We start from the raw sequence: 22,617 nt of genomic DNA, 5'->3' as shown, positions 1-22,617 counted from the left end.
GGCGCCCTCTTGCTGATCTCATTATAGCAGTGCCCCCGGCGCGCTTTCCATTTCAAAAATTTATGAAACCTTTTAAAAATCCCGCTTCCGAATGCGCAAAAATGCCGTGGTGCCCCTGCCCGGGGCGCTCTCCACCCACACGCCGTACTCCTCGCCGAACACCAGCTTGATGCGCTCGTTCACGTTTTTCAGCCCGTATCCGGCCGTCTCGCGCCCTGTCAGCGAGGCGGCGAACTCCGGGTCCATGCCCACCCCGTTGTCGCTCACCGCAAACAAAATGTCCCCGCCCTGCACCTCGGCCCGGATCACCAGCTTGCCCCGCACGCCCTCGTGCTCGTCGATGCCGTGCAGGATCGCGTTCTCCACCAGGGGCTGCAGGGTAAAGTTCACGGTGGCGCAGTCGTACACGGCCTCGTCCACCTGGTATTCCACGTCAAAATCGTGCTCGTGCATCACCAGCTGCAATTCCACATAGGCCCGCACGTTGTCCAGTTCGCCCTTCACGGCAATGCGGTTTTCGCCCCGGTTCAGGCTGGTGCGGTAAAATTGCGACAGCAGCCCCGCAATGCGGCTGATCTCAGGGCTGTCCGCCTCAATGGCCTTCCAGTTGATCAGCGACAGGGTGTTGTACAAAAAGTGCGGGTTGATCTGGCTTTGCAGGCTTTTCAGCTCCGCGTCCTTCTGGGTGATCTGGCTGGTGTACACCTGGTCGATCAGCTCGTTCACCCGCCGCAGCATCCGCCCAAAGCCGTTGGTCAGCTGGCCGATCTCGTCCTTCGAGTCCGAGTGGATGCTCACCCCCAGATCGCCCTGCTCCACCAGCGCCATCTTCTGGCCCAGCTTGTCGATCCGGCGCACCAGCGTGCGCGAAAAAAGCCACACGAACAGCAGCATCACCGCCAGGCAGGCCGCCACCGTTACAATGGTGTACCACAAAATCACCCCCGCCCGCTGGGTGTAGGCGCTGGGGGTGTAGTAGTAAAGGTTCCAGCCCCCGCTCTCCACAAAGTCGCTGGCGCAGAAATAGTCGCCCCCGCTGGTGCGCAGGCGGCCCTCGCCGCCCTGCCCCACCAGCTCGCGCAGCAGTTCCTCCGGCTCGCCCGCCGCCCCGGGGATGTTGGTGTAGTGGTACACAAGGCAGCCCTCGCCGTCGGTCAAAAAAAAGCCGCAGGGCGCCTCCTGCCGGCGCAGCACGCTGCCCATCAGGTATTCGGTGTTCATGCGCATGTGCACCACACCGATCAGCACCTGTGCGCCGGAATCGTAAATGCGGCGGCTGGCGTACAATTCGCCCCCGTCAAAAAACCAGCGGGTGTCGCTCTGGGCGCAGGCGGTGCGGTACCACTCCTCGCCCTGCACCGCGCCGCTGGGCTCCAAAAACGAGCCGATGGGCCTGGTCAGGTAGTCGGCGTAAATGGTCAGCTTGCGGAAGTCCCGGTTGATGCTCATGTTGTACCAGGACAGCGGCTCAAAATAATTGTTCAGCCGCTGCGAAAGCTCGTACCACTGGATGTCCGAATCCGAAAGCTCCTCCATCACATAGGGGCAGAAGGCGGTAAAGCGGATGAACTCGTTGTTTTTATCCAGCCGGCTGGAAAGAGAATAGGCCACCTGCCGCAGATTGTTGTCTGTGGCGGCGGCCATTTGCTGCTCCAGCGCGTCGATGCTCTGCCGGTACGACACCACGCCCAGCGCGGTGACCGGCAAAATAATCACGAACACATACGAAAGAATGAGCTTGTTGCGGAATTTCAGATGCTTGAACCGCTCCAGCACCTGCCGTTTGAACCACTGTTTCATAAGCGCTCCTCCTTCCGTTTCAAAGGGTCAGGCGTGCTGCTCCCGGTACTGCGAGGGCGACATGCCGTACGCCCCCCGGAACACGGTCACAAAATAGCTGGCCGAAGAAAACCCCACCCGCGCGCCGATGTCCGCAATGCGGGTGTTGGTGCCCTCCAGCAGCTCCCGGGCCCGTTCCAGCCGGTAGCGGGCCAAAAAGTGGGTGGCGCTCTCGCCGGTCTCGGCCTTGAACACCGCCGAAAAATAGCTGGGCGAAAGATACGTCTTTTTCGCAATGTACTCCATGCTCAGGGCCGGGTCGGCATACTGCTCGCGGATCATGGCAATGGCCTCGTTCACCGCCCGGTGCGCCGCGGTCTGCCGCTCCTCGTCGCCGGTCCGCTCGCCCATGGCCCGCAGCTGGGCCGCCGCGTGCTCCTTCAGCTCGTAAAGGCTGGGGGCGGCCATCACCGCCCGCAGCACCTCGTCCCGCTCGTCGGCGGTCAGGGGCGGCCGGGCCTTGCCCGCTGCCTTGCGCAGCGCCTCCGCCATCAGGTTTTTCACATATAACACCGAGAGGCTGTGGTTCTGCTCCAGGGTTTTGAACAGCAGCTCCAGCCGCCCCGCCGCCTTTTCGAACGCCGCGTAGTGGATGTCCTCCATCAGCGAGCGGGTCAGCCCGTCTACCACGGTGTTCAGGTTCGCCGCCGCAAGGTAGCCCTCCTTGCTGAACACCACCATGCCTGCGTCGGCAAAAAATTTGTACTCGCTGCGCTCCTCGGCCTCCTGCACGCTGGCGGCCAGCTGGCGGGGGCCCTGGGCGGGCGGCCCCACCGTAAAAAACACCTCCCGCCGGGTCAGCCGGCGCAGCTTTTCCAGCAGCTTCAGGGCCGCCGCCTCCAGCGCCTCGTCCGGCACGGGGCGCGCGCCGTGCACCAGCGCCACTGCCTGGTTTTCCTCGGTCACCAGAACCTCGCAGGGCCAGGGCCACAGCTCGGCCAGCTGCTTTGTGAACTCCTCCTCGTGGGTGCCGAAAAACGGCTCGTGGGTCTCGGCCAGCACCGGGGTCACCCAGTGCCCGCCGAAGCCCGCCTCGTAATAGGCCGCCGCCTCGGCGGTAAGCTCCTTTTCCGGCGGCAGGAACAAAAGGTCCCACAAGGCCTGCTCCCGCTTCATGCGGTGGTATTCCTCCAGTTCCCGGGCGCGGTCCGCTTCCTGCCGGTCGGCCTCGCACAGGGCCTGCACGTGCTCCATCATGGTCTGGAACTGGGCAAGGTCCACCGGCTTCAGCAGGTAATCCCGCACCTGCATGCTGATGGCCTTTTGGGCATAGGCAAAATCGCCGTAGGCGCTGGCGATCACCACATGCACCGCCGGGCGGTTTGTGCGCACCCAGTCGGTCAGCTCCAGCCCGTCCATCAGCGGCATGCGGATGTCGGTGATCAGCACGTCCACCTCGGTGTGGCCCAGCAGCTGCACGGCCTGCTTGCCGTTGGCCGCCTGAAAGATCTCAAAGGGGTAGCCAAAGCGCCGCACCAGGCCGCAAAGGCCGGTGCGCTCGATCTTTTCGTCGTCCACGATCAGCATACGGTACATCCCGGCGCCCTCCCGTCTTTTTTTAAGGCCCTCACAGGCTGCGCTCAAAGGCGGCCAGCTCCACCGCCCTGCCGTTCACCCGGGCCTCCTCGGCCGCAAAGGCCATCAGGTGGCTCTGCAGGCTCTGCTTCGCGCTGGTGCGGCCCTCGCCGCCGCCCCGCACCTGCAGCACAAAATCGTGCATCAGGCCCACGTCGCCGCCGCCGTGGCCGTAGGCGTTGGCCCCCAGCACCTCGGCCGAAAAGGTCTCGGCCTCGCCCCCAAAGGGCTGAAAGGTCACGGCGCAGCTTTCCAGATCGCCCTCGATCATGCCCTTTGTGCCCATCACCCGCACCGTGCGGGTCAGCCGGGGGGTAAAGGCCGTCATGGTCAGGGTGGCGGCAATGCCGTTTTCAAATTCCATGGCCACCACCTGGTGGTCCACCACGTCGTTGTCGCACCGGTACACACAGCGGCCGTAAGGCCCGGTGCGCAGCGCCTCGGTGCGCTCTTCCAGGCTCATGTCCACGCTGATGGTGTCGGTGGGCCAGTCGGTGTTTTCGGTCAGATAAAGCTTCGGGGCGTAATAGGGGCAGCTCTCACTGGCCGGGCAGCCGTCCAGGCAGCGCTCGGGTGCGCCCTGGGGGGCGTTTTCGGCCGTGAAGTGGGCCAGCCCCCCGTACGAAGATAGCTTTTTGCAGGCCGAACCCGCCATCCAGCTCAAAAGGTCCAGGTCGTGGCAGCACTTCGCCAGGATCATGGGCGCGCTCTCGTCCTTGCGCCGCCAGTTGCCCCGCACAAAGCTGTGGGCCTGGTGCCAGTAGCACACATGCTCGGTCTGCTCAATCACCTGTACCTCGCCCACCGCGCCGTCCTCGATCAGCTGCTTTATTTTGGAAAAGAAAGGGGTGTAGCGCAGCACATGGCACACCGCCAGCACCACGCCCTTTTCCTCGGCCGCGCACTGCATGGCGGCGCACTCCGCCGCGCTGGGCGACATGGGCTTTTCCAGCAGGATCTGGTACCCCTGGCGGATCGCCTCCATGCAGGGGGCGTAGTGCAAATGATCCATGGTGCAGATCAGCGCCGCGTCCGCCAGCTTTGGCTGCGCCAGCAGCTCGGCCCAGTCGGTGTAGCAGGCGGCCTCGGGCAGGCCGTAATCCCGGGCAAACCGGGCCCGGCGGTCGGCCTTCGGCTCGGCCACCGCCACAATCCGGATCTCCTCCGGGTGCGCCTTGGCGTAATCCGCGTAGATGCGGCCCCGGGCGCCCGCGCCCAGCACAACGGCGGTGACAGGTTGCATGCTCATAGTTTGTATCGACTCCTTTTTCGTTTTTGCCGCCCTCAGCAGCACCTTTTGCTCTCATTATAAAAGGCCCGCGGCGCAAAAGCATCGCCGCGCGGCCCGGAACATAAAAAAACGCAAGAAATCGTAAAAAATCAAAAGCCCGCCTCCCTGCCCGGGGGCTTGCCAAGCGTGGTACAATAAGATATATTGCTTCGCCCGCAAAACGCATACAGCCGATAAAATAAAAGCGCGCCCGCGCCCCGGGCCGCAAAGGAGGCCTTCTATGCACCTTCCCTGTGATTGGCAGGACCCCCGCCTGTTCCGCAAAAACACCCTGCCGGACCGCTCTTATTATATCCCCTGCGCCACCGCCGCGCAAGCGCTGGCGGGCCCGCGGGAGCACTCGGCCCGCATGCTGCCCCTCAGCGGACAGTGGGGCTTTTCCCTCTGGCCCAGCCCCGAGGCCGTGCCAGACGCCGCCGTGGCGGGCGGGCCCCTTCAGGGCGAGGCCGGGCTGCCCGTGCCCTCCTGCTGGCAGCTGCACGGCTATGGCAGCCCCCACTACACCAACGTCCGCTATCCCTTCCCCTACGACCCGCCCTTCGTGCCCGCCCAAAACCCCTGTGGGGTGTACCGGCGCTCCTTTTCGCTGCAAAAAAAGCCGGGCGAGCGCTGCCACCTGGTGCTGGAAGGGGCCGACTCCTGCTGCTATGTATACCTGAACGGGGTCTTTGCCGGGTACAGCCAGGTCTCCCACAGCACCGCCGAATACGACCTCACCGACCTTGTGCACAGCGGCGAAAACCGGCTGGTGCTGGTGGTGCTCAAATGGTGCGCCGGCAGCTACCTCGAGGACCAGGACAAATTCCGCCTCTCGGGCCTGTTTCGGGACGTATATCTGCTCTGCCGCCCTGCCGCCCACCTGCGGGACTTTTTTGTGCACACCCGCCTTTGCCCCGGGGGCGGGGCCGAGGTCCAGGTGGAGCTGGAGCGCGCGGGCGGCGCCTTCCCGGTGGCGCTCACCCTGCTCTCCCCCGCGGGCGAAACCTTGGAGCGCCTGGAAACCGCGGGCGCCGGCGCCCTGTTCCGGCTGGAAAAGGCGGAACTCTGGAGTGCCGAGCAGCCGGATCTTTACACCCTTTTGCTCGAGTCCCCGGGCGAGGCGATCCGCCAGCGGGTGGGCCTGCGGCAGGTCAGCATCCAAAGCGGCCGCCTTTTGCTGAACGGGCGGCCGGTGCGCCTCAAGGGCGTCAACCGGCACGATTCCGATCCCCTCACCGGCTTTGCCGTCACCCCCGCCCAGGCGCTTTTGGACCTGGAGCTCATGAAGCGCCACAACATCAACGCCATCCGCACCAGCCACTACCCAAACGCCCCCTGGTTCTGCGAATTGTGCGCCGAGCACGGCTTTTACCTGGTGGCCGAGGCGGATATGGAAAGCCACGGCTGCACCGCCCAATACGGGGCCGACTGGCTGCACGACACAGGCCACATCGCCCAGGACCCCCAATTCTCCGCCGCCATCCAGGACCGGGTGCGCCGCTGCGTCCAGCGCGATAAAAACTGCCCCGCTGTGCTCCTCTGGTCCCTGGGCAACGAGTCCGGCTACGGCCCCTCTTTTGAAGAGGCGGCCCGCTGGCTGAAGGGCTTCGACCCCTCCCGCCCCATCCACTACGAGGGCTCCATCTACACCACAAACGGCTACCAAAACGACACCTCCTGCATCGACGTGTACAGCCGCATGTACCCCTCTTCCAAAGAGGTCGAGGACCATCTGGCCCGTGGTCTCAACCAGGGCAAGCCCTACCTTCTGTGCGAGTACAGCCACGCCATGGGCAACGGCCCCGGCGATCTCGAGGCTTACGCCGCCCTCATGGACGCTCACCCCGAAATGTGCGGCGGCTTTGTGTGGGAGTGGTGCGACCACGCCCTCTGCACCGGCCGGGCCCAAAACGGCATGCCCATGTATCTGTATGGCGGCGACTGGGGCGACGAGCCCAACGACGGCAACTTCTGTGTCGACGGCCTGGTCCGCCCCGACCGCACTCCCCACCGGGGCCTTGCCGAGTATAAAAACGTGCTGCGCCCGGTGCGCGCCCGCCTGACCGGCGATGGGCTGGAGCTTGAAAACCGTCTTGACTTTCTGCCGCTCAACGCGGCCGTGGCCTGCCGCTGGCGGCTCACCCGGGGCGGGGCCGAGGCTGCGTCCGGTCCGCTGGCCCTGCCGCCCCTGGCCCCCCATGCAAGGGCCCTTGTGCCCCTGCCCGCGGCCCTGCCGCAGGGTGAAGCGCTGGCCGGGGCCACCTGGTGCCTCGAGCTGGAATACACCGCCGCGCAGGGCGGCCCGCTTGTGCCCCAGGGCTGGCCCCTGGGCTTTGACCAGCTTGTTCTGCACCGCCTGCGGGCGCTGCCGCCCCTGCCGCAAAGCGCGCCGCCCTCCCTGGGCGAAACGCCCGGCGCCTTTGTGGTCAGCGGCCCGGGCTTCCGGTACGGGTTCGACCGCCGCACCGGTCTGCCCTGTTCCCTCACGCTTCAGGGCCGCGAGCTGCTCACGGCCCCCGCCGCCTGGAACCTGTGGCGCGCCCCCACCGACAACGACCGCCTTGTAAAGCTCGATTGGCTCAAGGCGGGTTACGACCGGGCCGCCCCCCGGGTCTACAGCGCCTCTGCGCGGCTCCAGGGCGGCTGCGCGGTGCTGCGTTTTCGCCTCTCGCTGGTGGTGCCCGCGCTCCAGCCCCTGGTGCGCATGGACGTCTTGTGGCGGGTGAGCGGCACGGGCGAGGCCGAGCTTTGCTGCCGCTGCGCGCGGGATGGCCGCCTGCCGCCCCTGCCGCGCTTCGGGCTGCGGCTGTTTGTGCAAAAGGAGCTGCGCCGCTGCGCGTACTTCGGCTACGGCCCTGCCGAAAGCTATGCCGACAAGCGCGCCGCCGCCCGCCTCTCCCTCTGGCAGGAAACAGTGGATGGCGCCACCGAGCATATCCGCCCGCAGGAGGAGCGCAGCCATTGGGGCTGCACCGAACTCACCCTGGCCTGCCCCGCCGCCGCCCTGCGGGTCGAAAGCGAACAGGACTTCTGTTTCTCCGCCCTTCCCTACACCCAGGAACAGCTCACCCAAACGCGGCACGATTTTGAATTGCAGCCCGCGGACGCCTGTGTGCTCTGCCTGGACCACCGGCAGGCCGGCATCGGCTCGGGCAGCTGCGGCCCCGCGCTGGAGCCGCCCCTCGCCTTTGCCGACCCCGCCTTCGAATTTTGCTGGCGCTTTTCTTTCCCCGCTCCCGTGTCATAACCACGGCCAAGAAAGCGCATAACCTGACCCCTGCAGTGTGGTTCCTTCCCCGAACCTTGCGGCGCGTTTTTCCCGGGCAATTCTCTCTTTTCCCCGGGGCCGGCGTCCGTTGCATGCCGGGTAGCTTGCGGCAGCATCCGCCGCAAAACAGCCCGAAAAAATATCACACGAAAAATGGCGTTTCCCCCGCTCAGGCTTTGGGAAACGCCATTTTTGATTGCTTCACAATAAAAAGCTCATCTTAACGCCCCCGCGCCGCGACCCTGCTGGGCAGCCGGCGCGGGGGTGCAAACAAATTAGAATTCATTTATCCTCTATGTGTGCCAATTCTTGATTCTTTACGTAATTCCCATGCTCGTCCTTTGTAAAAGGAAGCACGGCTATCACCGCGTCATTGTTTATTAACCCATATACATGAGGGTAAAACCTGCCGCAGTTATCTTCATCTTCATAACGAACCTCTGCTTTTAATTTGTTTTCATCAATGCAAAGCAGTACCAATTCTTCTTCCATGTCTTTGAAATTTGGAGCGACACGCCAGAAATATTCAATCGTTGAGCAATGTATACATCCGTGGGCCCGAATGTTTCGATTTCCCCAGGCGGGTTTATGTTTTCTTTCTTCCCAAGTTGTTCCTTTCATACAATGCAAAATCATGAACTATCCCCTCCTCGCAATCCCGATCCGCCGATTTCTATATTGTATATTTTACTATTAATTTCAGTGTTTTCAACTGTTTTTAAGGTTTTGCACTTTTCGGCGGCTCACATTGAAACTCTGTTTTTCAAAGTACCCTTGTCCCGCTTCTGCCGGGGTAGCCGGTGCAAAGGCACAAAAAAGCCTCTCCCGCTTTGCCATGGACGTTCTTTATGGCAGCATTGCGGCGCAAGAGTTTCTTCCGATGGGCGCGTTTCCCGCCCCCCCAGGGCGGCCGAACCACAAGGCCCAAACAGCGCGGGACCCTTCCCCTTTCGGGAAAAAGGCCCCACGCTGTTTTTCTGCCCGCGGTTCACTTTTTTTGCAGCAGCGCCCTGCGGGCGATCAGCACCGCGCCGCTGGCCGCGTCCCTCTCGGGTAAAACACAGCGCAGCCCCGGCAGCTCGCTTTTCAGCGCCTCGCACACCGCCTGCCGCACCGGCGCGCACTTTATAAGCACGCTGCCCGCCAGCGCCGCCCGGGCGGTTTGCAGGCCCAGCCTTGCTGCCACCGGCAGCACCAGCATCGCCAGCTCCCGGCCCGCCTTTTCGCAAATCCCGCGGGCGGCCGGGTCGTTCTCCTGCAGCGCCTCGGTCAGCAGCGGCGCCAGGGCTGCGATCTCCCGCTTGCCCACCCCGGGGGCGTAAATGCGGCCGATCATGCCCTGGATGTCCCCCACGCCCAGCCGGTCAAACACCAGCCGTTCCAGGCAGGTTGCCGGGCCCCGGCCGTCAAAGCCGCGCACCACTGCGGCCAGGATGTCGCGCCCCAGGGCGTAGCCGCCCCCCTCGTCGTCCATCAGGCTGCCCCAGCCGCCCGCCCGGGCCTCTTCGCCCGCGAGGGTCTGGCCGTAGCAAATGGAACCTGTCCCCGCAATCAGCACCATGCCCCCCGCGCCGCCCAGCGCGCCGTACAGCGCGGTCTGCTGGTCGCCGGTAAAGCACACCGGGCCGGCATAGCCCCCCCTTTGCAGCGCGGCCCGCAGCCGCTGCTCGGTGGCCGGGTTGCTGATCCCCGCGGCCCCCACGCACAGCATGCGGCAGCCCGCAAGCCCGCCCGGCAGGGCGGCCATCTGTGCCAGCAGCCCGGCGGCGGTGTCGTCCGCCTGGCCGGGGACCGTGCCGTTGGGGTTCAGCGGCCCGGCGGTAAAGCGCAGCGTTTCGCCGCCTGCTAATTCCCGCACCTCGCAGATGGTTTTGGTCCCGCCGCCGTCCCAGCCGGCAATGTATTCTTTCATCACACACACTTCCTCTCCTGCGTCCTTTGGTTTTTCCAAAAACAGCCCGGAAACGCCGAAATCTTTACTCACTTTTGCCGCGGTTCTGCTATAATAAGAGCAGTGCGAAACTTTATTTCAAAAAACGGTCGTTTTGTCAAAAAAACTGGTCAAATCCATGGGAGGGTCTTTGTATGAACTTTTCCGGAACCGAGCCCCACATCGTGCTGGGGCTGATGAGCGGTACCAGCGCCGACGGGATCGACGCGGTGGCCGTTCGCATTGCGGGCTGCGGCGCCGATACCGCGGTGGAGCAGCTTGCCTTTGTCACCCTGCCCTTCGCAGACGAGGTTCGCGCCCGCCTCCTCGCCCTGGCAGGAGGCTGCGCTGCAAACAGCCGGGAGTTCTGCCTGGTCAATTTTCTGCTGGGTGAGCTGTTTGCCGACGCCTGCGAGGCGGTCTGCCGGGCCGCAGGCCTGCGCCCGGACCAGGTGGATTTTGTGGGCAGCCACGGCCAGACCTTCTGGCACGAGCCCGCCGGGGCCGAATACCTGGGCCGCACGGTGCGGGCCACCCTGCAGCTGGGCGAAGCCAGCCTGATCGCCGAGCGGCTGGGCTGCCCCGTGGTGAGCGACTTCCGCGTGCGCGACATGGCCGCCGGGGGTCTGGGCGCGCCGCTGGTGCCCTATACCGAATACCTGCTTTACCGGCAGCAGGGCCGCACCGTGGCGCTGCAGAACATCGGCGGCATCGGCAACATCACCCTGCTGCCCGCCGGGGGCCGCCTGTGCGACACCCTTGCTTTCGACACTGGCCCCGGCAACATGGTCATGGACGCGCTCGCCGCGCGCATGACCGGCGGCAAACAGCGCTACGACGAAGGTGGCCGGCTGGCAGCCGGGGGCCGGGTGAGCGAAGCGCTGCTGGCATACCTGCTGCAAACCGACGGCTACCTTAACCTCGCTCCCCCCAAGACCACCGGCCGGGAATATTACGGCGAGGGGTTTGTAAACGCGCTCTGGGCCAAAGGCGCGGAGCTGGGCCTTTCCGGGGCAGACATTCTGGCCACCGCCACCCGCTACACGGCCGAGACCATCCGGCTGGCCATCGAGCGCTTTTGCCCCGTGCGGCCGGACCAGCTCATTGTGGGCGGCGGCGGCAGCCGCAACCCGGTGCTCATGGCCCATCTGGCCGCGGCCCTGCCCGGCTGCCAGGTCATGACCAACGAGGGTCTGGGCCTCAACAGCGACGCCAAAGAGGCCGTGGCCTTTGCGGTGCTGGCCAACGAGGCCATGGCGGGCCGCTGCAACAACGCCCCCAGCGCCACCGGCGCCGCGCACCCGGTGGTCATGGGGAAAATCTCATTTTAAACCGTATTTTTAAGGAGGCCCGACCCGCCATGTTTGAAACTGCCTGTTCCCTGCTGCAACATGCGGTAACCGCCGGGCGCTGCCCGGGCGCCGCGCTCGCCGTGGGCTGCCGCGGCCGGCTGCTGGCGCAGGCGTACTTTGGCACCATGGCCCCGCTGGACGCTCCGTTTGAGCCCGTGGGGCCCCGCACGGTATACGACCTGGCAAGCCTGAGCAAGGTGGTGGTCACCACTACCCTGCTGCTGCAGGACTTTGCGTCCGGGGCCCTTTCGCCGCAGGATCCGCTGAGCCGCTTTTTTGCCGGGGCCGGCCCGCAAAAGGGGGCGCTCACCCTGGCCCGGCTGCTCACCCACACCGCGGGGCTGAAAAGCTGGGCCCGGCTGGACCTGCTGGACCCGCCCCCCGCCGCCGCGGCCGAAACCATCCTCTCGCTGCCGCTGGCCTATGCCCCCGGCAGCCGGGTGGTGTACAGCGATCTCGGCTTCATCCTGCTGGGGCGGGTGCTGGAGGCCGTGCACGGCCTTCCCCTGCCCCAGCTGGCGCGGCAGCGGGTGTTCGGGCCTCTGGGCATGGCACACACCGGCTACGCGCCCCCGCCCGCCCTGTGCGCCCCCACCGAGCGGGATGAGCGGGGCGCCTGGCTGCGGGGCGTTGTGCACGATGAAAACGCCCGCTTCCTCGGGGGGGATTCCGGCAACGCGGGGGTGTTTTCCACCCTGCCGGACCTCACCCGCTACGCCGCGGCGCTGGCCTGCGGCGGCAGCCTGGAGGGGGTGGAGCTTGTGCCCGCCGCCACGCTGCGCGCAGCCTGTCAAAACGCCACCCCGGGCCTTGGGCAAAACCGGGGGCTGGGCTTTCAGCTGGCGGGCGCGCCGGGCGATTTTTTCGGGCCGCTGTTCAGCCCCGCCGGGTTTGGGCACACCGGCTTTACCGGCACCAGCCTGGCCGTGGATCCCGCCGGCGGGCTGTTTGTGGTGCTTCTCACCAACCGGGTGCACCCCGCCCGGCAGCCCGACCGGTTCGCGGGCCTGCGGGCCGAAATCCACAGCGCCATTTTGCAGGAGTGGCGCGCGCAGCAAGGAGGAAACGCATGACCAACGTGGAGGCGCGCATCCGCAGCAGCTACGGCAGCCTCAGCGACACCGAGCGCAAAGCGGCCGACTATTTTTTAAATCACATGGAGGCCAGTTATTCCCTTCCCATCGCCCAGCTGGCGCAGGAGGCAGGGGTAAGCCCCACCGCCTGGGTGCGGCTGTGCAAGGCCGTGGGCTACGAAGGCCTGAAGGAAATGCGCAAGCATCTGCTGGTAGAGCGCATGAACGAGCCCCAGGACGCTCCCGAGGACAAGCGCTATTTCTCCGATCTGAACGAGGGCAGCGATGCGGCCCAGATTCTACAAACGGTGTCCAACACCAGTATACAGGCAATTCGCGACACTGCCAAGATGCTGGACCAGAATGCGTTGTATCAGGCGGCCAACTGCATCTTAAAGGCCGCCACCATCCGGCTGTTTGGGGTGGGCGCCTCGGCCCTGGTGGCCGAGGACCTGTATCACAAGCTCACCCGCATCAACCGCTATGCCATGTTCAGCCGCGACAGCCACATCCAGCTCAGCTACAGCTCCACCCTCTCCGCGCGGGACGCCGCGGTGTTCGTGTCCAACACCGGCGCCACCCAAGAGACCCTGGAAACGCTGCGGGCGGCGCAGCAGAGCGGCTGCCGCACCATCGGCATCACCCGGTATTCAAAAAGCCCGCTGGCCGCGGGCTGTGACATCCTTTTGTATACCGTGTCGCCGGAGGTGTATGTGCGCAGCGGCGCCATGAGCAGCCGCATGGCCCAGCTCATGACCGTGGACGTGCTGTTCACGCTGGTGGCCAGCAAGGATTATTCCGCCATTCAGCAGCCGCTGGAAAGCAGCTATAAGATCTGCCAGACCCACCGGGTCAAGGAATAGGCCCCGCCCCGCTTCTACCCCAAAAAAACATCCATCGCGCGCTTCAGCTCCCCGTCCCAGTACGCCCAGTCGTGGGCGCCGGGGCCGGTGCGGAAGGTGTGGGGGATGTTTTTTTGCGTCAAAAAGCCGGCCAGCTCCCGGTTCACTCCGCACAGGGGGTCCTCCTCGCCACAGGCGAGATACAGCCTCGGCAGCGGCGAGGCTGCAGCGGCCGCCAGCCGGAACACATCGCTCTCGGGCGGCACCCGGCCCTGGGCCAGCCCCGGGCCAAAAATCGCCTCGCCCGCGGCGGCGCTCAGCGGCCACTGGGCGCTGCCCACCAGCCGCTCCGGCCGCACCGCGGCCGAAAACGCCGCGCAGCCCGCGTATTGCCCGGGAAAGGTCAGGGCACATTTCAGCGCCCCATAGCCCCCCATTGAAAGGCCAAACACATAATTCTGCTCCCGCTTTCGGCTCAGGCCGAACAGCCGCGCGCACTCGGCGGGCAGCTCCCGGGTCACAAACTCAAAAAACCGCGGGCCGCGGGCCATGTCCGCATAATAGCTGTTGCGGGCGTCGGGCGCCACAAGAACCACGTTTTTTTCCGCGGCGTAGCGCTCGGCCGCGGTGAACCGCAGCCAGCCGCTGCCGTCGTCCGACGCGCCGTGCAGCAGCAGCACGACCGGTGCCTCATCCGGCGCGCCCTGCTCCGGCAGCACCAGCCGCACCCGGCCCTGCCCGCCCAAGGTGGCAAAGCGGTGTGTAAATTCCACAAGGGCCATGCTTTTTGCCCCCTATCGCAGCCGGGCCAGCGGCAACCTGCCCTGGGGCGGCGTCTCGCCGCACAGCACCGGCCACAGCGCCCGGAACATGGCGGGCGTGTATTCCCAGGCGGCCAGCCCGGCCACATGGGGCGGCAGCTCCGCCAGATCGTAGGGGTTGCGCAGCGCCACCAGGATCATGGGCAGCCCGGTGGCGGCCAGCGCCCGGGCCAGCGCCAGCTGGCCCTTTAAAATGTGGCCGTTGTAAGTGCCCAGAACAAGGCAGCTGTGCCCGGCGGCCTTTGCCGTGATTGCTTCAATCTCGGCGTCCGTGGGGTCCTTGGGGGTCACCAGCGCCTGGCCAGCGCCCGCCAGCCGGCACATTTCCTCCGCAAAGGTAAAATCGCCGCTTGCGGCGCTGGAGGCCAGGGTGCTGCGGTAGTCCGGGCAGCCCAAAAACAGGGGCGTTTCGCCCAGCGCGGGCAGGCCCCCGGCGGGCAGCTGCACCGCGGTCACGCTTTTTTGCCGCAGCGCGCCCACGGCGGCCCGGCATTCCTCCCGGCTCATTTCGCCGCCCACCGGCCGCAGGGCCGCGCAGCGGGCCTTGTGCTCCAAAATGCGCCGGGCGCTTTTTTCGATCTCCTCCCGGTCCAGCTTCCCCTCGGCCACGGCCTCCTCGGCTCTCAGCACCGCCTCTTTTGCAAGGGCCGCCGTGTGCGACACGAACACCAGGTCCACCCCGGCGTTCATGGCGGCCAGCACCCCGTTCACCGTTCCGTAATGGGTGGCGATGGCCTGCATCTCCATGCAGTCCGAGATCACCAGCCCCTCAAAGCCCAGGCGGCCCCGCAAAAGGTCGGTCATGATCGCGCGGGACATGGTGGCCGGCACCCCGCCCGGCTCCAATTGGGGGAACAGGATGTGGGTGCTCATAACCGCGGGCGCGCCCGCCGCAATGCCCGCCCGGAAGGGGATCAGCTCCCCCTGTTCCAGCTCTTCCAGCGATTTGTCAATGCAGGGCAGCCCGATGTGGGAGTCCACCGCCGTGTCGCCGTGGCCGGGGAAATGCTTCAGGCTGGCGTAAACGCCGCCCTCGGTCAGCCCCTTCATCATGGCCGTGGCGTACCGGGCCACAGCGGCGGGGTCGTCGCCGTAGCTGCGCACCCCGATCACCGGGTTGTCGGGGTTCGAGTTCACGTCCATCACCGGCGCCAGGTCAAAATCCACCCCCAGCGCCCGCAGCCGGCAGCCGGTCAGGTAGCCCATTTCATAGGCGTTTTCTTCCCCGCCCGCGGCAGCAATGGCCATGGCCCCGGGGGGATTGGTGGTATCGTCCGGCAGGCGGGTCACAACGCCGCCCTCCTGGTCAATGGTAATAAAGGGCTCCGCGCCGGTCGCGGCGCGGATGCGCCGCCGAAGCTCGGCGCAAAGGGCGGCAAGCTGTTCCTCGCTCTCAACGTTGTGCCGGAACAGAATAATGTTCCCCACCTTGTATTCTTCCACCAGCCGGATAAACTCCCCGTCCAGTTCCGTCCCCGGGAAGCCCACCACCAGCTTTTGGCCGATCATTTCGCGCAGGGTCATGGCGCAGTTCCTCCTGTTTGTATTCAATAAAGATGAAATGGCTCCTTGCGGCGGGCAAACTGCTCCTGCTCCCGCCGCTGCCGCTCCAGCAGCGCCGCGGCGGTCCAGCCCGGGCGCTCAAACTCCCGGTGGCCTGCCAGCAGCGAGATAAAAGGCCGGCCGCCCTCGCGCACCGGCGGCAAAAAGGCAAACTCCTTTTCGTGGCGGTCCCGCACCAGCTCCAGCAGGGTCAGCGCCGCCGCCAGCGGCCGCAGGGCTTCGGGGTCGGTCACATGCAGGTGCACACCGCCGCACACCTGCCCCTTGTGCTTGGAGCTGGTCGGCTCAAAGTACTGGGGCGTGGCCAGAATGCCCGGCAGCTTTTTTTGGTTGAACGCGGCGGCAAGGCCCTCCACGTCCTGAATGTAAGGCGCGCCCAAAATGGCAAAGGGATCCGCGGTGCCCCGCCCCTCCGAAAGGTTCGTGCCCTCGAACAGGCAGGTGCCCGCATACAAAAGCGCCGTTTCAAAACGCGGGAGGTTCAGGCTGGGCAGGATCCAGGGCCTGCCCCAGGCGGGGAACATTTCGTCCCGCCGCCAGCCCTCGCAGGGGATCACGGTAAGCTCACACCCAAGCTCCCGCTCCCGGTTCGCCATGCCGGCAAATTCGCCCGCCGTGAGGCCGTAGCGGTTGGGCAGCGGGTAGCAGCCCACAAAGCTGGCAAGCTCCTGCGCCAGCAAATTCCCCTCCACAATCCGGCCGCCCAGGGGATCCGGCCGGTCCAGCACCACCAGGCGCTTGTGTGCGCGGGCGCAGTCCTCCACCGCGTACAGCAGGGTCGAAAGAAAGGTGTAATACCGGCTGCCCACGTCCTGGATGTCGTATACCAGCACATCAAACACATCCAGCATTTCCGCCGAAAACCGCTTGGAATCCGCGCCGTACAGGCTGTAAACCGGCAGGCCGGTAGGGCCGTCGGTGTAGTGGGGAACCAGCGCGCCCGCGGCAAATTCGCCCCGCACCCCGTGCTCCGGGCCGAACAGGGCGCACAGCCTGCACACCCTGCCCAGTGCGGCAATGGTGGCCTCACCCGCCCCGGTGCGGCCGGTGGGGGTGGTAACAAGCCCCACCCGCGCGCCCTTAAAAAGCGCGGCGTATTCCTGCAGCCGGTCTGCGCCGACGCAAAGCTTCTGTTCCATGGCTCACGCCCCTTTCAGCTTTTTATTTCGCCCAGCGCGGCTGCCACCCGGCCTTTGGCGCCTTCCAGCCGCCGGGCCGCCTCGGCCGCGTTTACCCCGGCCCGCACCATCACAATGGCGGTCTTGGCGCTGTATTCGCACTGCTCCAGCGCCGCCCGGGCCCGGGCCTCGGTGCACTCCGCGGCGGTGCACACGATCGACACGCACCTCTGCACCAGCTTTTCATTCGAGGGCTTCACGTCCACCATCAGGTTTCCGTACACCTTGCCCAGGCGGATCATGGTGCAGGTGGAAAGCATGTTCAGCACCATTTTCTGGGCCGTGCCGCTTTTCATGCGGGTGGAACCGGTAACCACCTCAGGCCCCGGCGTGGGTGCAATGCCCACATCCGCCAGCTGGTCGATCTCGCTGCCGGGGCAGCAGGTCACGGCCAGCACCGCGCCGCCTTTCTGGCGGGCGTACCGCATGGCGCCCAGCACGTAGGGGGTGCGGCCGCTGGCCGCAATGCCCACCAGCACGTCCTTTTCTCCAAAATGAATGGCCTCAAGGTCCTCCCGGCCCAAAGCGGGGTCGTCCTCCGCGCCCTCCACCGCCTGGAACACGGCGGGCATTCCCCCCGCAATCAGTCCCTGCACCAACTCTGGGTCGGTGGAATAGGTGGGCGGGCACTCCACCGCGTCCAGAATGCCCAGCCGGCCGGACGTGCCCGCGCCGCAGTAGATCAGGCGGCCGCCGCCGCACATTTTTTCGCAGATCAGGTCAATGGCCGCCGCAATGTGCTCGGTTTCCCGCTCCACCGCCAGCGCCACCTTCTGGTCCTCCCGGTTGATCAGGCGCACCATATCGCAGCTGGAAAGCGTGTCGATGTTCGCCGTCGCTTCGTTGCGCTGCTCGGTTGCGATCTGTTTCAGCTCAACCATATAACAACCTCCTCAGGGTCTGCTTTGCCGCTTTGTGAAAGGCGGCGTTCACACGATCTTATGTTTTTGCCACGCCCCTGAGCGCAGCCGCAGGCTGAACAGCACCGCGCGCACGCCCCAGTCGCAGAAAATGGTCATCCAAATACTCACCACGCCCCAGCCCAGCCCCAGCACGAACAGGCAGCTCAGCCCCACCCGGCACACCAGCATGGACGCGATGCTCACCGCCATGGTGAAGCGCACGTCGCCCGCGGCCCGCAGAGCGCTGGGGGTGCAAAAGCCTGCCGGGTAAAACAGGGTGGCAAACAGGCAGTGCCAGGCCAGCAGCTCCCGCACCACCGCCGTGGTCTCGGCGGAAAGGGCATACAGGCCGCTCAGCTGCGGCAGGAGCACATACACCAGCAGGTTCGCCGCCAGCATCAGCCCATAGGCCGCGCGCAGCAGCTTTGCCGCCAGGCGTTTTGCCTCCTCCGGCTGGCCCGCGCCCACGGCGCGGCCCACCACCGGCAGCATGGCAAGGCTCAGCGCCCCGCCCGGCAAGGTGGCAATGCAGGAAAGCGCCCCCGCGGCCGCATTGGCCGCCAGGGCCACCGTGCCCAGCCCCGCGTACAGCCGCTGTACCAGCAGCTTTCCCAGGCTGAACAGTCCGCTCTCCACCCCGCTGGGAATCCCCACATACAGGATCTTGCCCAGCATTTCCCTGCATTCGGCCAGCCGCACCGGCTGCTTTCGGGGCGCCGCAAGCATCCCGCTTTTTGCCAGCAGAACACACAGCAGCACGGCGGCCCCGCCCCGGGCGATCAGGGTGGCAAGCGCCGCGCCCGCCGCGCCCATGCCCTTGCCGTAAATAAACCATGCGTTGCCGGCCACGTTCAGGCCGTTCATCAGCAGGCTGGCCGCCAGGGTGACCATGCTGTTGCCCTGGCTGCGGAACAGGGCCGCCGCCGCGCTGTAGGCCGCCAAAAACGGGAAACTGCACCCAATCAGGGCAAAATACTCCCGGGCGCTGCGCATGACCTCCGGTTCCACCCGGCCGAAGATCAGCGCCAGCAGCCCGTTGCCGCACAGCAGCACCAGCGCCGCCATGGCCAGGGCAATCGCCAGGGTGCTGCCCATCAAAAGCCGGGCCGCCAGGCTCATGCGGGCCCGGTCGCCGCTGCCGCTGTACTGGCTGGCCAAAATTGAGCCGCCCGCGCACAACGCGCCGAACACCGCCACCACCAGGTAGCTGATCGTATCCACCAGGGCCACGCCCGAAACGGCGCTCTCTCCCGCATAGGCCACCATAAAGGTGTCGGTAATGCCCACCAGCACCACCAAAAACTGCTCACCGAACAAGGGCGCTGTCAATCGTACCAGTTGTCTGTTCGAAAACATTTTTTCACAGAGCCCGGATCTGTCTCTGCTCCTCCGGCAGCACCATAAACGTCTCGGCGTACCCCTTTCGGGCCTCAATGCCCCGCAGTCGTTTCAGGTGGGAATAATACTCGTAATAGGGAAAGCTGGTGGAGCCGGTCACAAACCAATGGGTCTGCACCGCCTCCTGCCACAAAGCAAAGCCCTCGCCGCTCACCTGTGCGTAAAGATACGGGCGGTAGCCGGTGGCGTCCTCCCAGTTTTCGGCAAAATACAGCCGGGCAAAATGGGCCTTGTCCGCCCGCTCAAACCCCGGCGTGGCCGCGTAAAACCAGGCGTCGTGCACAATGCGGTGGCAGGCTGCATGGTCCTTGTGCATGGACTCGGCATGGTGGGTCAGGATCACATCCGGCTTTACCGCGCGGATCACGTCGCACACCGCAAAGCGGGCCGCGTCATCGTCGGCCAGAAGGCCGTCCGGGTAGTCCAGCACATGGGCCTCGCCCCCCAGCTTCTCTGCAAAAGCGCGGGCCTCGGCGCATTTTTGCTGCCGGTATTCCGCAATGTCCCGCCCGGCGGGCACGCCCTTTTCTCCCGCCGTCAGCGCCAGGGTCACAATGCGTCCCCCCTCCAGCGCGCAGGTGGCAAGGGTTCCGCCCACCGTCAGCTCCATATCGCCCACATGGGCGCCAATGGCCAAAATGGTTTTTGCCATGCTTCTCGTTCCTTTCCTTGCGGCGCGGCTCACAGCTCTTTCACAAGCACGCCAAAGCTGCGCACCTGCTCAAAGCCCGCGCTCTCGTAAATTTTGCGGGCGTGGTTGGTCTCGCCGGTAAACAGCGACATATACCGCGCGCCCGCTTCCTTTTCTGCCTGGCACAGCCGGAAGAACAGCAGCCTTCCCAGCCCGCGGCCCTGGTACGCGGGCGCGATCCCAATGCCGGCAAAGTATCCCCGGCCGGTGGGCTCGGGGTATACCGGCCCGGCAAACCCGGCCACCACGCTGCCGCAAAGCGCCACGGGAAGCAACTGCCCGGTTCGCCCGGCCCGGGTGATCTGGGCGGTCCAGTCCGGGTTTTCCAGCGCCGCCAGCATCTCCGCAAGGCCCGTGTGCCGGGCGGGATCATAGGGCTGCACGGTGCAGCCCCCGGCCGCAAGCCGCGTTTCCAGCGCCTTGATCTCGGGCGGCAGGGCAAAGTCCTCCAAACTGCGGTACATGGCGCACTCGCGGGCGGCCTCGGTATAGCCCTGGGCCAGCATCCGGCTGTGCAGCGGCAGCCCGGCGGCCACCCCCGGCATGTTGTTATGCTCAAAGCCGGGCGTGCCCGGGATCACCCAGGGCAGCCGCATGGGGTTAAAAAAGGTCACCGCGCTGCAGCGCTTGCCCGCCGCCCGGAACGACTCCTCCAGCGCGGCGAACATGTCCGCGCAAAGCGCGGGGGTGTCCAGCGCCTCGTCCGCCAAAAAGCAGGTAAAGTACCCCCGCTCACCGCCCCGGGGGATATCGTCGCCGGTGCAGCCGCAGATGAACGCGCCCACACCGCCCCCGTTTTCCCACACAAAGGCGTGCCGGCTGTTAAAATAGGGGTGCTCGAACAGCAGCGGGCCCAGCTGCCCGGGCGTGCGGGGGGCATACCCCTGCCGCACCGCGCTGCGCTGCCACAGGGCCGCGACGGCCGGCCGGTCGGCCGGAATATAATTTCTCAGCATATGCAGACCTGTTCCTTCCCGGGCTCAGCCCTTCACCGCGCCCACGGTAACGCCTTCCAAAAAGTACTTTTGCAGGCAGAAAAACAAAACGAACATCGGCATGGCGCTGATGGTCGCGCCCGCCATCATGGGGCCAAACAGGGTGGTATTGGCAAATTTGAACTGCTTGAGGCCCACCTGGATGGTGTACATGGCCTCCTTGGAGGTGGCCAGGAAGGGCCAGAAGAAGTTGTTCCAGCTGCTCAAAAAGGTGGTGATCGCCAGCACCGCCAGGATGGTTTTGGAAAGGGGCAGGATGATGCGGCAGAAGATCCCCATCTGTGTGCAGCCGTCCAGCTTGGCGCTCTCGATCAGGGCGGTGGGAATGCTGCTGAAGAACTGCTTGGTCAAAAAGATGCTGTAGGTGGTAACCAGGCCCGGCAGAATCAGGGCCATGTAAGTGTTCGACATCTTGAAATTGTTCACGATCAGGATGTACAGGGGCACCTGTGTCACCTGGTAGGGGATCATCATGCCCACCATGATGAGGTAGAACAACACGTTTTTGCCTTTAAAATTCAGCTTGGCAAAGGCGTAGCCCGCCATGCTGGCAAACAGCACGTTGCCGATCACCTGGAACACAGCCACCACAAGGCTGTTCCAAAGCCACCTGCTGCTGTATTTGCTGAAGTCGAAAAAGGCTTTGTAAGAGTCCAGGCTCCAGGAGGAGGGCAGGATGCTGCGCGAGGAACCGGCCGCCTCCACCGCGGGGCCAAAGGAGTTGGCGATCATATAAAACAGCGGAAATAAGCAGGCTACGGCCAAAAGCAGCAAAAAGGCGACCAAAAGGGTGTTTCGCAGATACCGCGCCTTTTTGTTGTTCACATGCTGGGAATACAAACCGGTGGTTGCCATGTCGTCCCCTCCCCCTTAATATTCAACGTCCGAACCAGCTACTTTAAACTGGAAGAACGATATGGCCGCAATGATGATGGTCAGGATCACCGCCTGGGCGCAGGCCAGGCCGTACTTGTTGTATTTGAAGGCGTTGTTGAAAATCAGCAGGCCGATCATGGTGGTGTTGTTGTCCGGCCCGCCGCCGGTCATCATGTAGGCGTTCATGAACACCTGGAAGGAACCGATCACGCCGGTGACCAGCAAAAACAGGGTGGTGGGCTTGACCAGCGGGAACACGATGAACCGCACCTTCTGCATAAAGCTGGCGCCGTCCAGCTCGGCGGCTTCAAAATAGGTGTTGTCAATGCCCAAAAGGGCTGCGGTATAAATAATGATGTTCTGCCCCTGGCCGCTCAGCAGCGCCATAATGATGAGCGAGAGCATCGAGGTCTTGCTGGAACCCAGCCAGTTTTGGGTGGGCAGGTGAAACACGGTGAGCAGCTGGTTGAACAGGCCCGTGGGCGAAGCGTCGTAGATCCACAGCCACACCACGCTGAGCGCGATCCCCGAGGCCACCGCCGGCAGGTAGTACATGGCCTTGAACACCGACTGCAGCTTTTTACCAAAGGGCATAAACATGATTGCCACCGCAAACGAGAGCAGCAGCGAAACAGGCACCACCACCGCTGTGTAAACCAGTGTGTTCTTCATGGATTTCCAGAACAGCTCGTTCTGAAAGGTGGTTGCGTAATTTTCCAGCCCCACAAAATCCGAGCCGAAAGGCTTGTAGTTTTCCAGGCTGGTCTTCAGCGCCGAAAACAGCGGATAGATCGTAAACATCCCAAAGAACACCAGGGCCACCGCAATGAACAGGTACCCCCACAGATCGTCGTTTGTGAAAAAGCGCCGCCTGCGGCGCAGTGCGGTCCCGCCGGCCCCGTTGCAGCTCACCGGGCGTTGTTTTGTGGGAGCCCCCGCGCCCGAACCCTTATATTTCATTCAAAAGCACCTCCTGTGAATCATGAAAATCGGAAGAAAAGGCCGGCATAAAAAAGCTTTGTTTTGCCCAGGAGGCAAAAAAGC

At 64.8% G+C, this 22,617-nt stretch carries 18 protein-coding genes; 4 read left to right on the top strand and 14 right to left on the bottom strand.

All coding sequences use genetic code 11. The features are described 5' to 3' along the window. Positions 1–72: 72 nt before the first annotated feature. The 3 genes from ACMLHZ_RS06525 to ACMLHZ_RS06515 are packed head-to-tail and all read right to left on the bottom strand — an operon-like array spanning position 73 to position 4,663. A complete protein-coding gene (locus tag ACMLHZ_RS06525; RefSeq protein ID WP_418666962.1) occupies positions 73–1,800 on the bottom strand; it encodes a cache domain-containing sensor histidine kinase in 1,728 nt (575 codons plus the stop codon). A gap of 27 nt (positions 1,801–1,827) precedes the next feature. After that, positions 1,828–3,375, bottom strand: a complete 1,548-nt coding sequence (locus tag ACMLHZ_RS06520; RefSeq protein ID WP_418666961.1) for a response regulator — start codon at positions 3,373–3,375, stop codon at positions 1,828–1,830. Positions 3,376–3,406: 31 nt separating this feature from the next. Further along, positions 3,407–4,663, bottom strand: coding sequence for a Gfo/Idh/MocA family protein (locus ACMLHZ_RS06515; protein WP_418666960.1), 1,257 nt, complete (start codon positions 4,661–4,663; stop codon positions 3,407–3,409). Between the two features lie 262 nt (positions 4,664–4,925). On the opposite strand from ACMLHZ_RS06515, the gene ACMLHZ_RS06510 reads away from it, so the two are divergent. Next, positions 4,926–7,931: a glycoside hydrolase family 2 TIM barrel-domain containing protein gene (locus ACMLHZ_RS06510; protein ID WP_418666959.1), complete on the top strand. Its 3,006-nt coding sequence runs from the start codon at positions 4,926–4,928 to the stop codon at positions 7,929–7,931. Positions 7,932–8,234: 303 nt separating this feature from the next. Here the strand turns inward: ACMLHZ_RS06510 and ACMLHZ_RS06505 are convergent, their stop codons facing one another. Together ACMLHZ_RS06505 and ACMLHZ_RS06500 are read right to left on the bottom strand one after the other, a co-directional pair. After that, positions 8,235–8,588: a DUF952 domain-containing protein gene (locus tag ACMLHZ_RS06505; RefSeq protein ID WP_418666958.1), complete on the bottom strand. Its 354-nt coding sequence runs from the start codon at positions 8,586–8,588 to the stop codon at positions 8,235–8,237. Positions 8,589–8,940: 352 nt separating this feature from the next. Further along, positions 8,941–9,864, bottom strand: coding sequence for an N-acetylglucosamine kinase (locus ACMLHZ_RS06500; RefSeq protein ID WP_418666957.1), 924 nt, complete (start codon positions 9,862–9,864; stop codon positions 8,941–8,943). Positions 9,865–10,037: 173 nt separating this feature from the next. On the opposite strand from ACMLHZ_RS06500, the gene ACMLHZ_RS06495 reads away from it, so the two are divergent. Genes ACMLHZ_RS06495 through ACMLHZ_RS06485 form a run of 3 tightly spaced genes read left to right on the top strand, consistent with a single transcriptional unit; the run spans position 10,038 to position 13,170 of the window. Further along, a complete protein-coding gene (locus tag ACMLHZ_RS06495; protein WP_418666956.1) occupies positions 10,038–11,213 on the top strand; it encodes an anhydro-N-acetylmuramic acid kinase in 1,176 nt (391 codons plus the stop codon). A 29-nt stretch (positions 11,214–11,242) separates the two neighbouring features. After that, a complete protein-coding gene (locus ACMLHZ_RS06490) occupies positions 11,243–12,307 on the top strand; it encodes a serine hydrolase domain-containing protein (RefSeq protein WP_418666955.1) in 1,065 nt (354 codons plus the stop codon). Beyond that, positions 12,304–13,170 carry a MurR/RpiR family transcriptional regulator gene (locus tag ACMLHZ_RS06485; RefSeq protein WP_418666954.1) on the top strand — a complete coding sequence of 289 codons (867 nt, stop codon included), beginning with the start codon at positions 12,304–12,306 and terminating at the stop codon, positions 13,168–13,170. The genes ACMLHZ_RS06490 and ACMLHZ_RS06485 overlap by 4 nt, the downstream gene beginning before the upstream one ends. Positions 13,171–13,184: 14 nt before the next feature. Here ACMLHZ_RS06485 and ACMLHZ_RS06480 read toward each other — a convergent pair whose 3' ends face one another. From ACMLHZ_RS06480 to ACMLHZ_RS06440, 9 genes are read right to left on the bottom strand one after another with little or no spacing between them, the layout of a single operon-like run. Beyond that, a complete protein-coding gene (locus ACMLHZ_RS06480) occupies positions 13,185–13,931 on the bottom strand; it encodes an alpha/beta hydrolase (RefSeq protein WP_418666953.1) in 747 nt (248 codons plus the stop codon). A 12-nt stretch (positions 13,932–13,943) separates the two neighbouring features. Next, positions 13,944–15,494 (bottom strand): beta-N-acetylhexosaminidase, encoded by a 1,551-nt coding sequence (nagZ, locus tag ACMLHZ_RS06475; protein WP_418666952.1) that lies wholly within the window; start codon positions 15,492–15,494, stop codon positions 13,944–13,946. 23 nt (positions 15,495–15,517) lie between these two features. Then, entirely contained in the window at positions 15,518–16,672 is a 1,155-nt protein-coding gene (locus tag ACMLHZ_RS06470) for an exo-beta-N-acetylmuramidase NamZ domain-containing protein (RefSeq protein WP_418666951.1), read from the bottom strand. Between the two features lie 14 nt (positions 16,673–16,686). Next, on the bottom strand, positions 16,687–17,592 hold the full coding sequence (murQ, locus tag ACMLHZ_RS06465) for an N-acetylmuramic acid 6-phosphate etherase (protein WP_418666950.1): 906 nt from the start codon (positions 17,590–17,592) through the stop codon (positions 16,687–16,689). A gap of 48 nt (positions 17,593–17,640) precedes the next feature. Further along, positions 17,641–18,942 (bottom strand): MATE family efflux transporter, encoded by a 1,302-nt coding sequence (locus ACMLHZ_RS06460; RefSeq protein ID WP_418666949.1) that lies wholly within the window; start codon positions 18,940–18,942, stop codon positions 17,641–17,643. 31 nt (positions 18,943–18,973) lie between these two features. Continuing rightward, a complete protein-coding gene (locus ACMLHZ_RS06455) occupies positions 18,974–19,663 on the bottom strand; it encodes a PIG-L deacetylase family protein (RefSeq protein ID WP_418666948.1) in 690 nt (229 codons plus the stop codon). A gap of 29 nt (positions 19,664–19,692) precedes the next feature. Beyond that, complete coding sequence (locus ACMLHZ_RS06450) at positions 19,693–20,658, bottom strand: N-acetyltransferase family protein (protein WP_418666947.1); 966 nt, start codon at positions 20,656–20,658, stop codon at positions 19,693–19,695. A gap of 24 nt (positions 20,659–20,682) precedes the next feature. Further along, complete coding sequence (locus ACMLHZ_RS06445; RefSeq protein ID WP_418455640.1) at positions 20,683–21,552, bottom strand: carbohydrate ABC transporter permease; 870 nt, start codon at positions 21,550–21,552, stop codon at positions 20,683–20,685. Between the two features lie 15 nt (positions 21,553–21,567). After that, the gene (locus tag ACMLHZ_RS06440; RefSeq protein ID WP_418666946.1) at positions 21,568–22,533 is read right to left on the bottom strand and encodes a carbohydrate ABC transporter permease; all 966 of its coding nucleotides are present in this window, start codon (positions 22,531–22,533) and stop codon (positions 21,568–21,570) included. Positions 22,534–22,617: the final 84 nt, after the last annotated feature.

The sequence above is a fragment of the Allofournierella sp. genome, from assembly GCF_048388525.1.
In the GTDB taxonomy this organism is placed as follows: Bacteria; Bacillota; Clostridia; order Oscillospirales; family Ruminococcaceae; genus BQOK01.
This window is presented reverse-complemented; position numbering and strand designations above follow the sequence as displayed.

What these genes read in the sequence shown, in the direction of transcription:
- ACMLHZ_RS06525 (WP_418666962.1), bottom strand. Translation starts at nt 1,800, where the DNA reads ATGAAACAGTGGTTCAAACGGCAGGTGCTGGAGCGGTTCAAGCATCTG.
- ACMLHZ_RS06520 (WP_418666961.1), bottom strand. Translation starts at nt 3,375, where the DNA reads ATGTACCGTATGCTGATCGTGGACGACGAAAAGATCGAGCGCACCGGC.
- ACMLHZ_RS06515 (WP_418666960.1), bottom strand. Translation starts at nt 4,663, where the DNA reads ATGAGCATGCAACCTGTCACCGCCGTTGTGCTGGGCGCGGGCGCCCGG.
- ACMLHZ_RS06510 (WP_418666959.1), top strand. Translation starts at nt 4,926, where the DNA reads ATGCACCTTCCCTGTGATTGGCAGGACCCCCGCCTGTTCCGCAAAAAC.
- ACMLHZ_RS06505 (WP_418666958.1), bottom strand. Translation starts at nt 8,588, where the DNA reads ATGATTTTGCATTGTATGAAAGGAACAACTTGGGAAGAAAGAAAACAT.
- ACMLHZ_RS06500 (WP_418666957.1), bottom strand. Translation starts at nt 9,864, where the DNA reads ATGAAAGAATACATTGCCGGCTGGGACGGCGGCGGGACCAAAACCATC.
- ACMLHZ_RS06495 (WP_418666956.1), top strand. Translation starts at nt 10,038, where the DNA reads ATGAACTTTTCCGGAACCGAGCCCCACATCGTGCTGGGGCTGATGAGC.
- ACMLHZ_RS06490 (WP_418666955.1), top strand. Translation starts at nt 11,243, where the DNA reads ATGTTTGAAACTGCCTGTTCCCTGCTGCAACATGCGGTAACCGCCGGG.
- ACMLHZ_RS06485 (WP_418666954.1), top strand. Translation starts at nt 12,304, where the DNA reads ATGACCAACGTGGAGGCGCGCATCCGCAGCAGCTACGGCAGCCTCAGC.
- ACMLHZ_RS06480 (WP_418666953.1), bottom strand. Translation starts at nt 13,931, where the DNA reads ATGGCCCTTGTGGAATTTACACACCGCTTTGCCACCTTGGGCGGGCAG.
- nagZ (WP_418666952.1), bottom strand. Translation starts at nt 15,494, where the DNA reads ATGACCCTGCGCGAAATGATCGGCCAAAAGCTGGTGGTGGGCTTCCCG.
- ACMLHZ_RS06470 (WP_418666951.1), bottom strand. Translation starts at nt 16,672, where the DNA reads ATGGAACAGAAGCTTTGCGTCGGCGCAGACCGGCTGCAGGAATACGCC.
- murQ (WP_418666950.1), bottom strand. Translation starts at nt 17,592, where the DNA reads ATGGTTGAGCTGAAACAGATCGCAACCGAGCAGCGCAACGAAGCGACG.
- ACMLHZ_RS06455 (WP_418666948.1), bottom strand. Translation starts at nt 19,663, where the DNA reads ATGGCAAAAACCATTTTGGCCATTGGCGCCCATGTGGGCGATATGGAG.
- ACMLHZ_RS06450 (WP_418666947.1), bottom strand. Translation starts at nt 20,658, where the DNA reads ATGCTGAGAAATTATATTCCGGCCGACCGGCCGGCCGTCGCGGCCCTG.
- ACMLHZ_RS06445 (WP_418455640.1), bottom strand. Translation starts at nt 21,552, where the DNA reads ATGGCAACCACCGGTTTGTATTCCCAGCATGTGAACAACAAAAAGGCG.
- ACMLHZ_RS06440 (WP_418666946.1), bottom strand. Translation starts at nt 22,533, where the DNA reads ATGAAATATAAGGGTTCGGGCGCGGGGGCTCCCACAAAACAACGCCCG.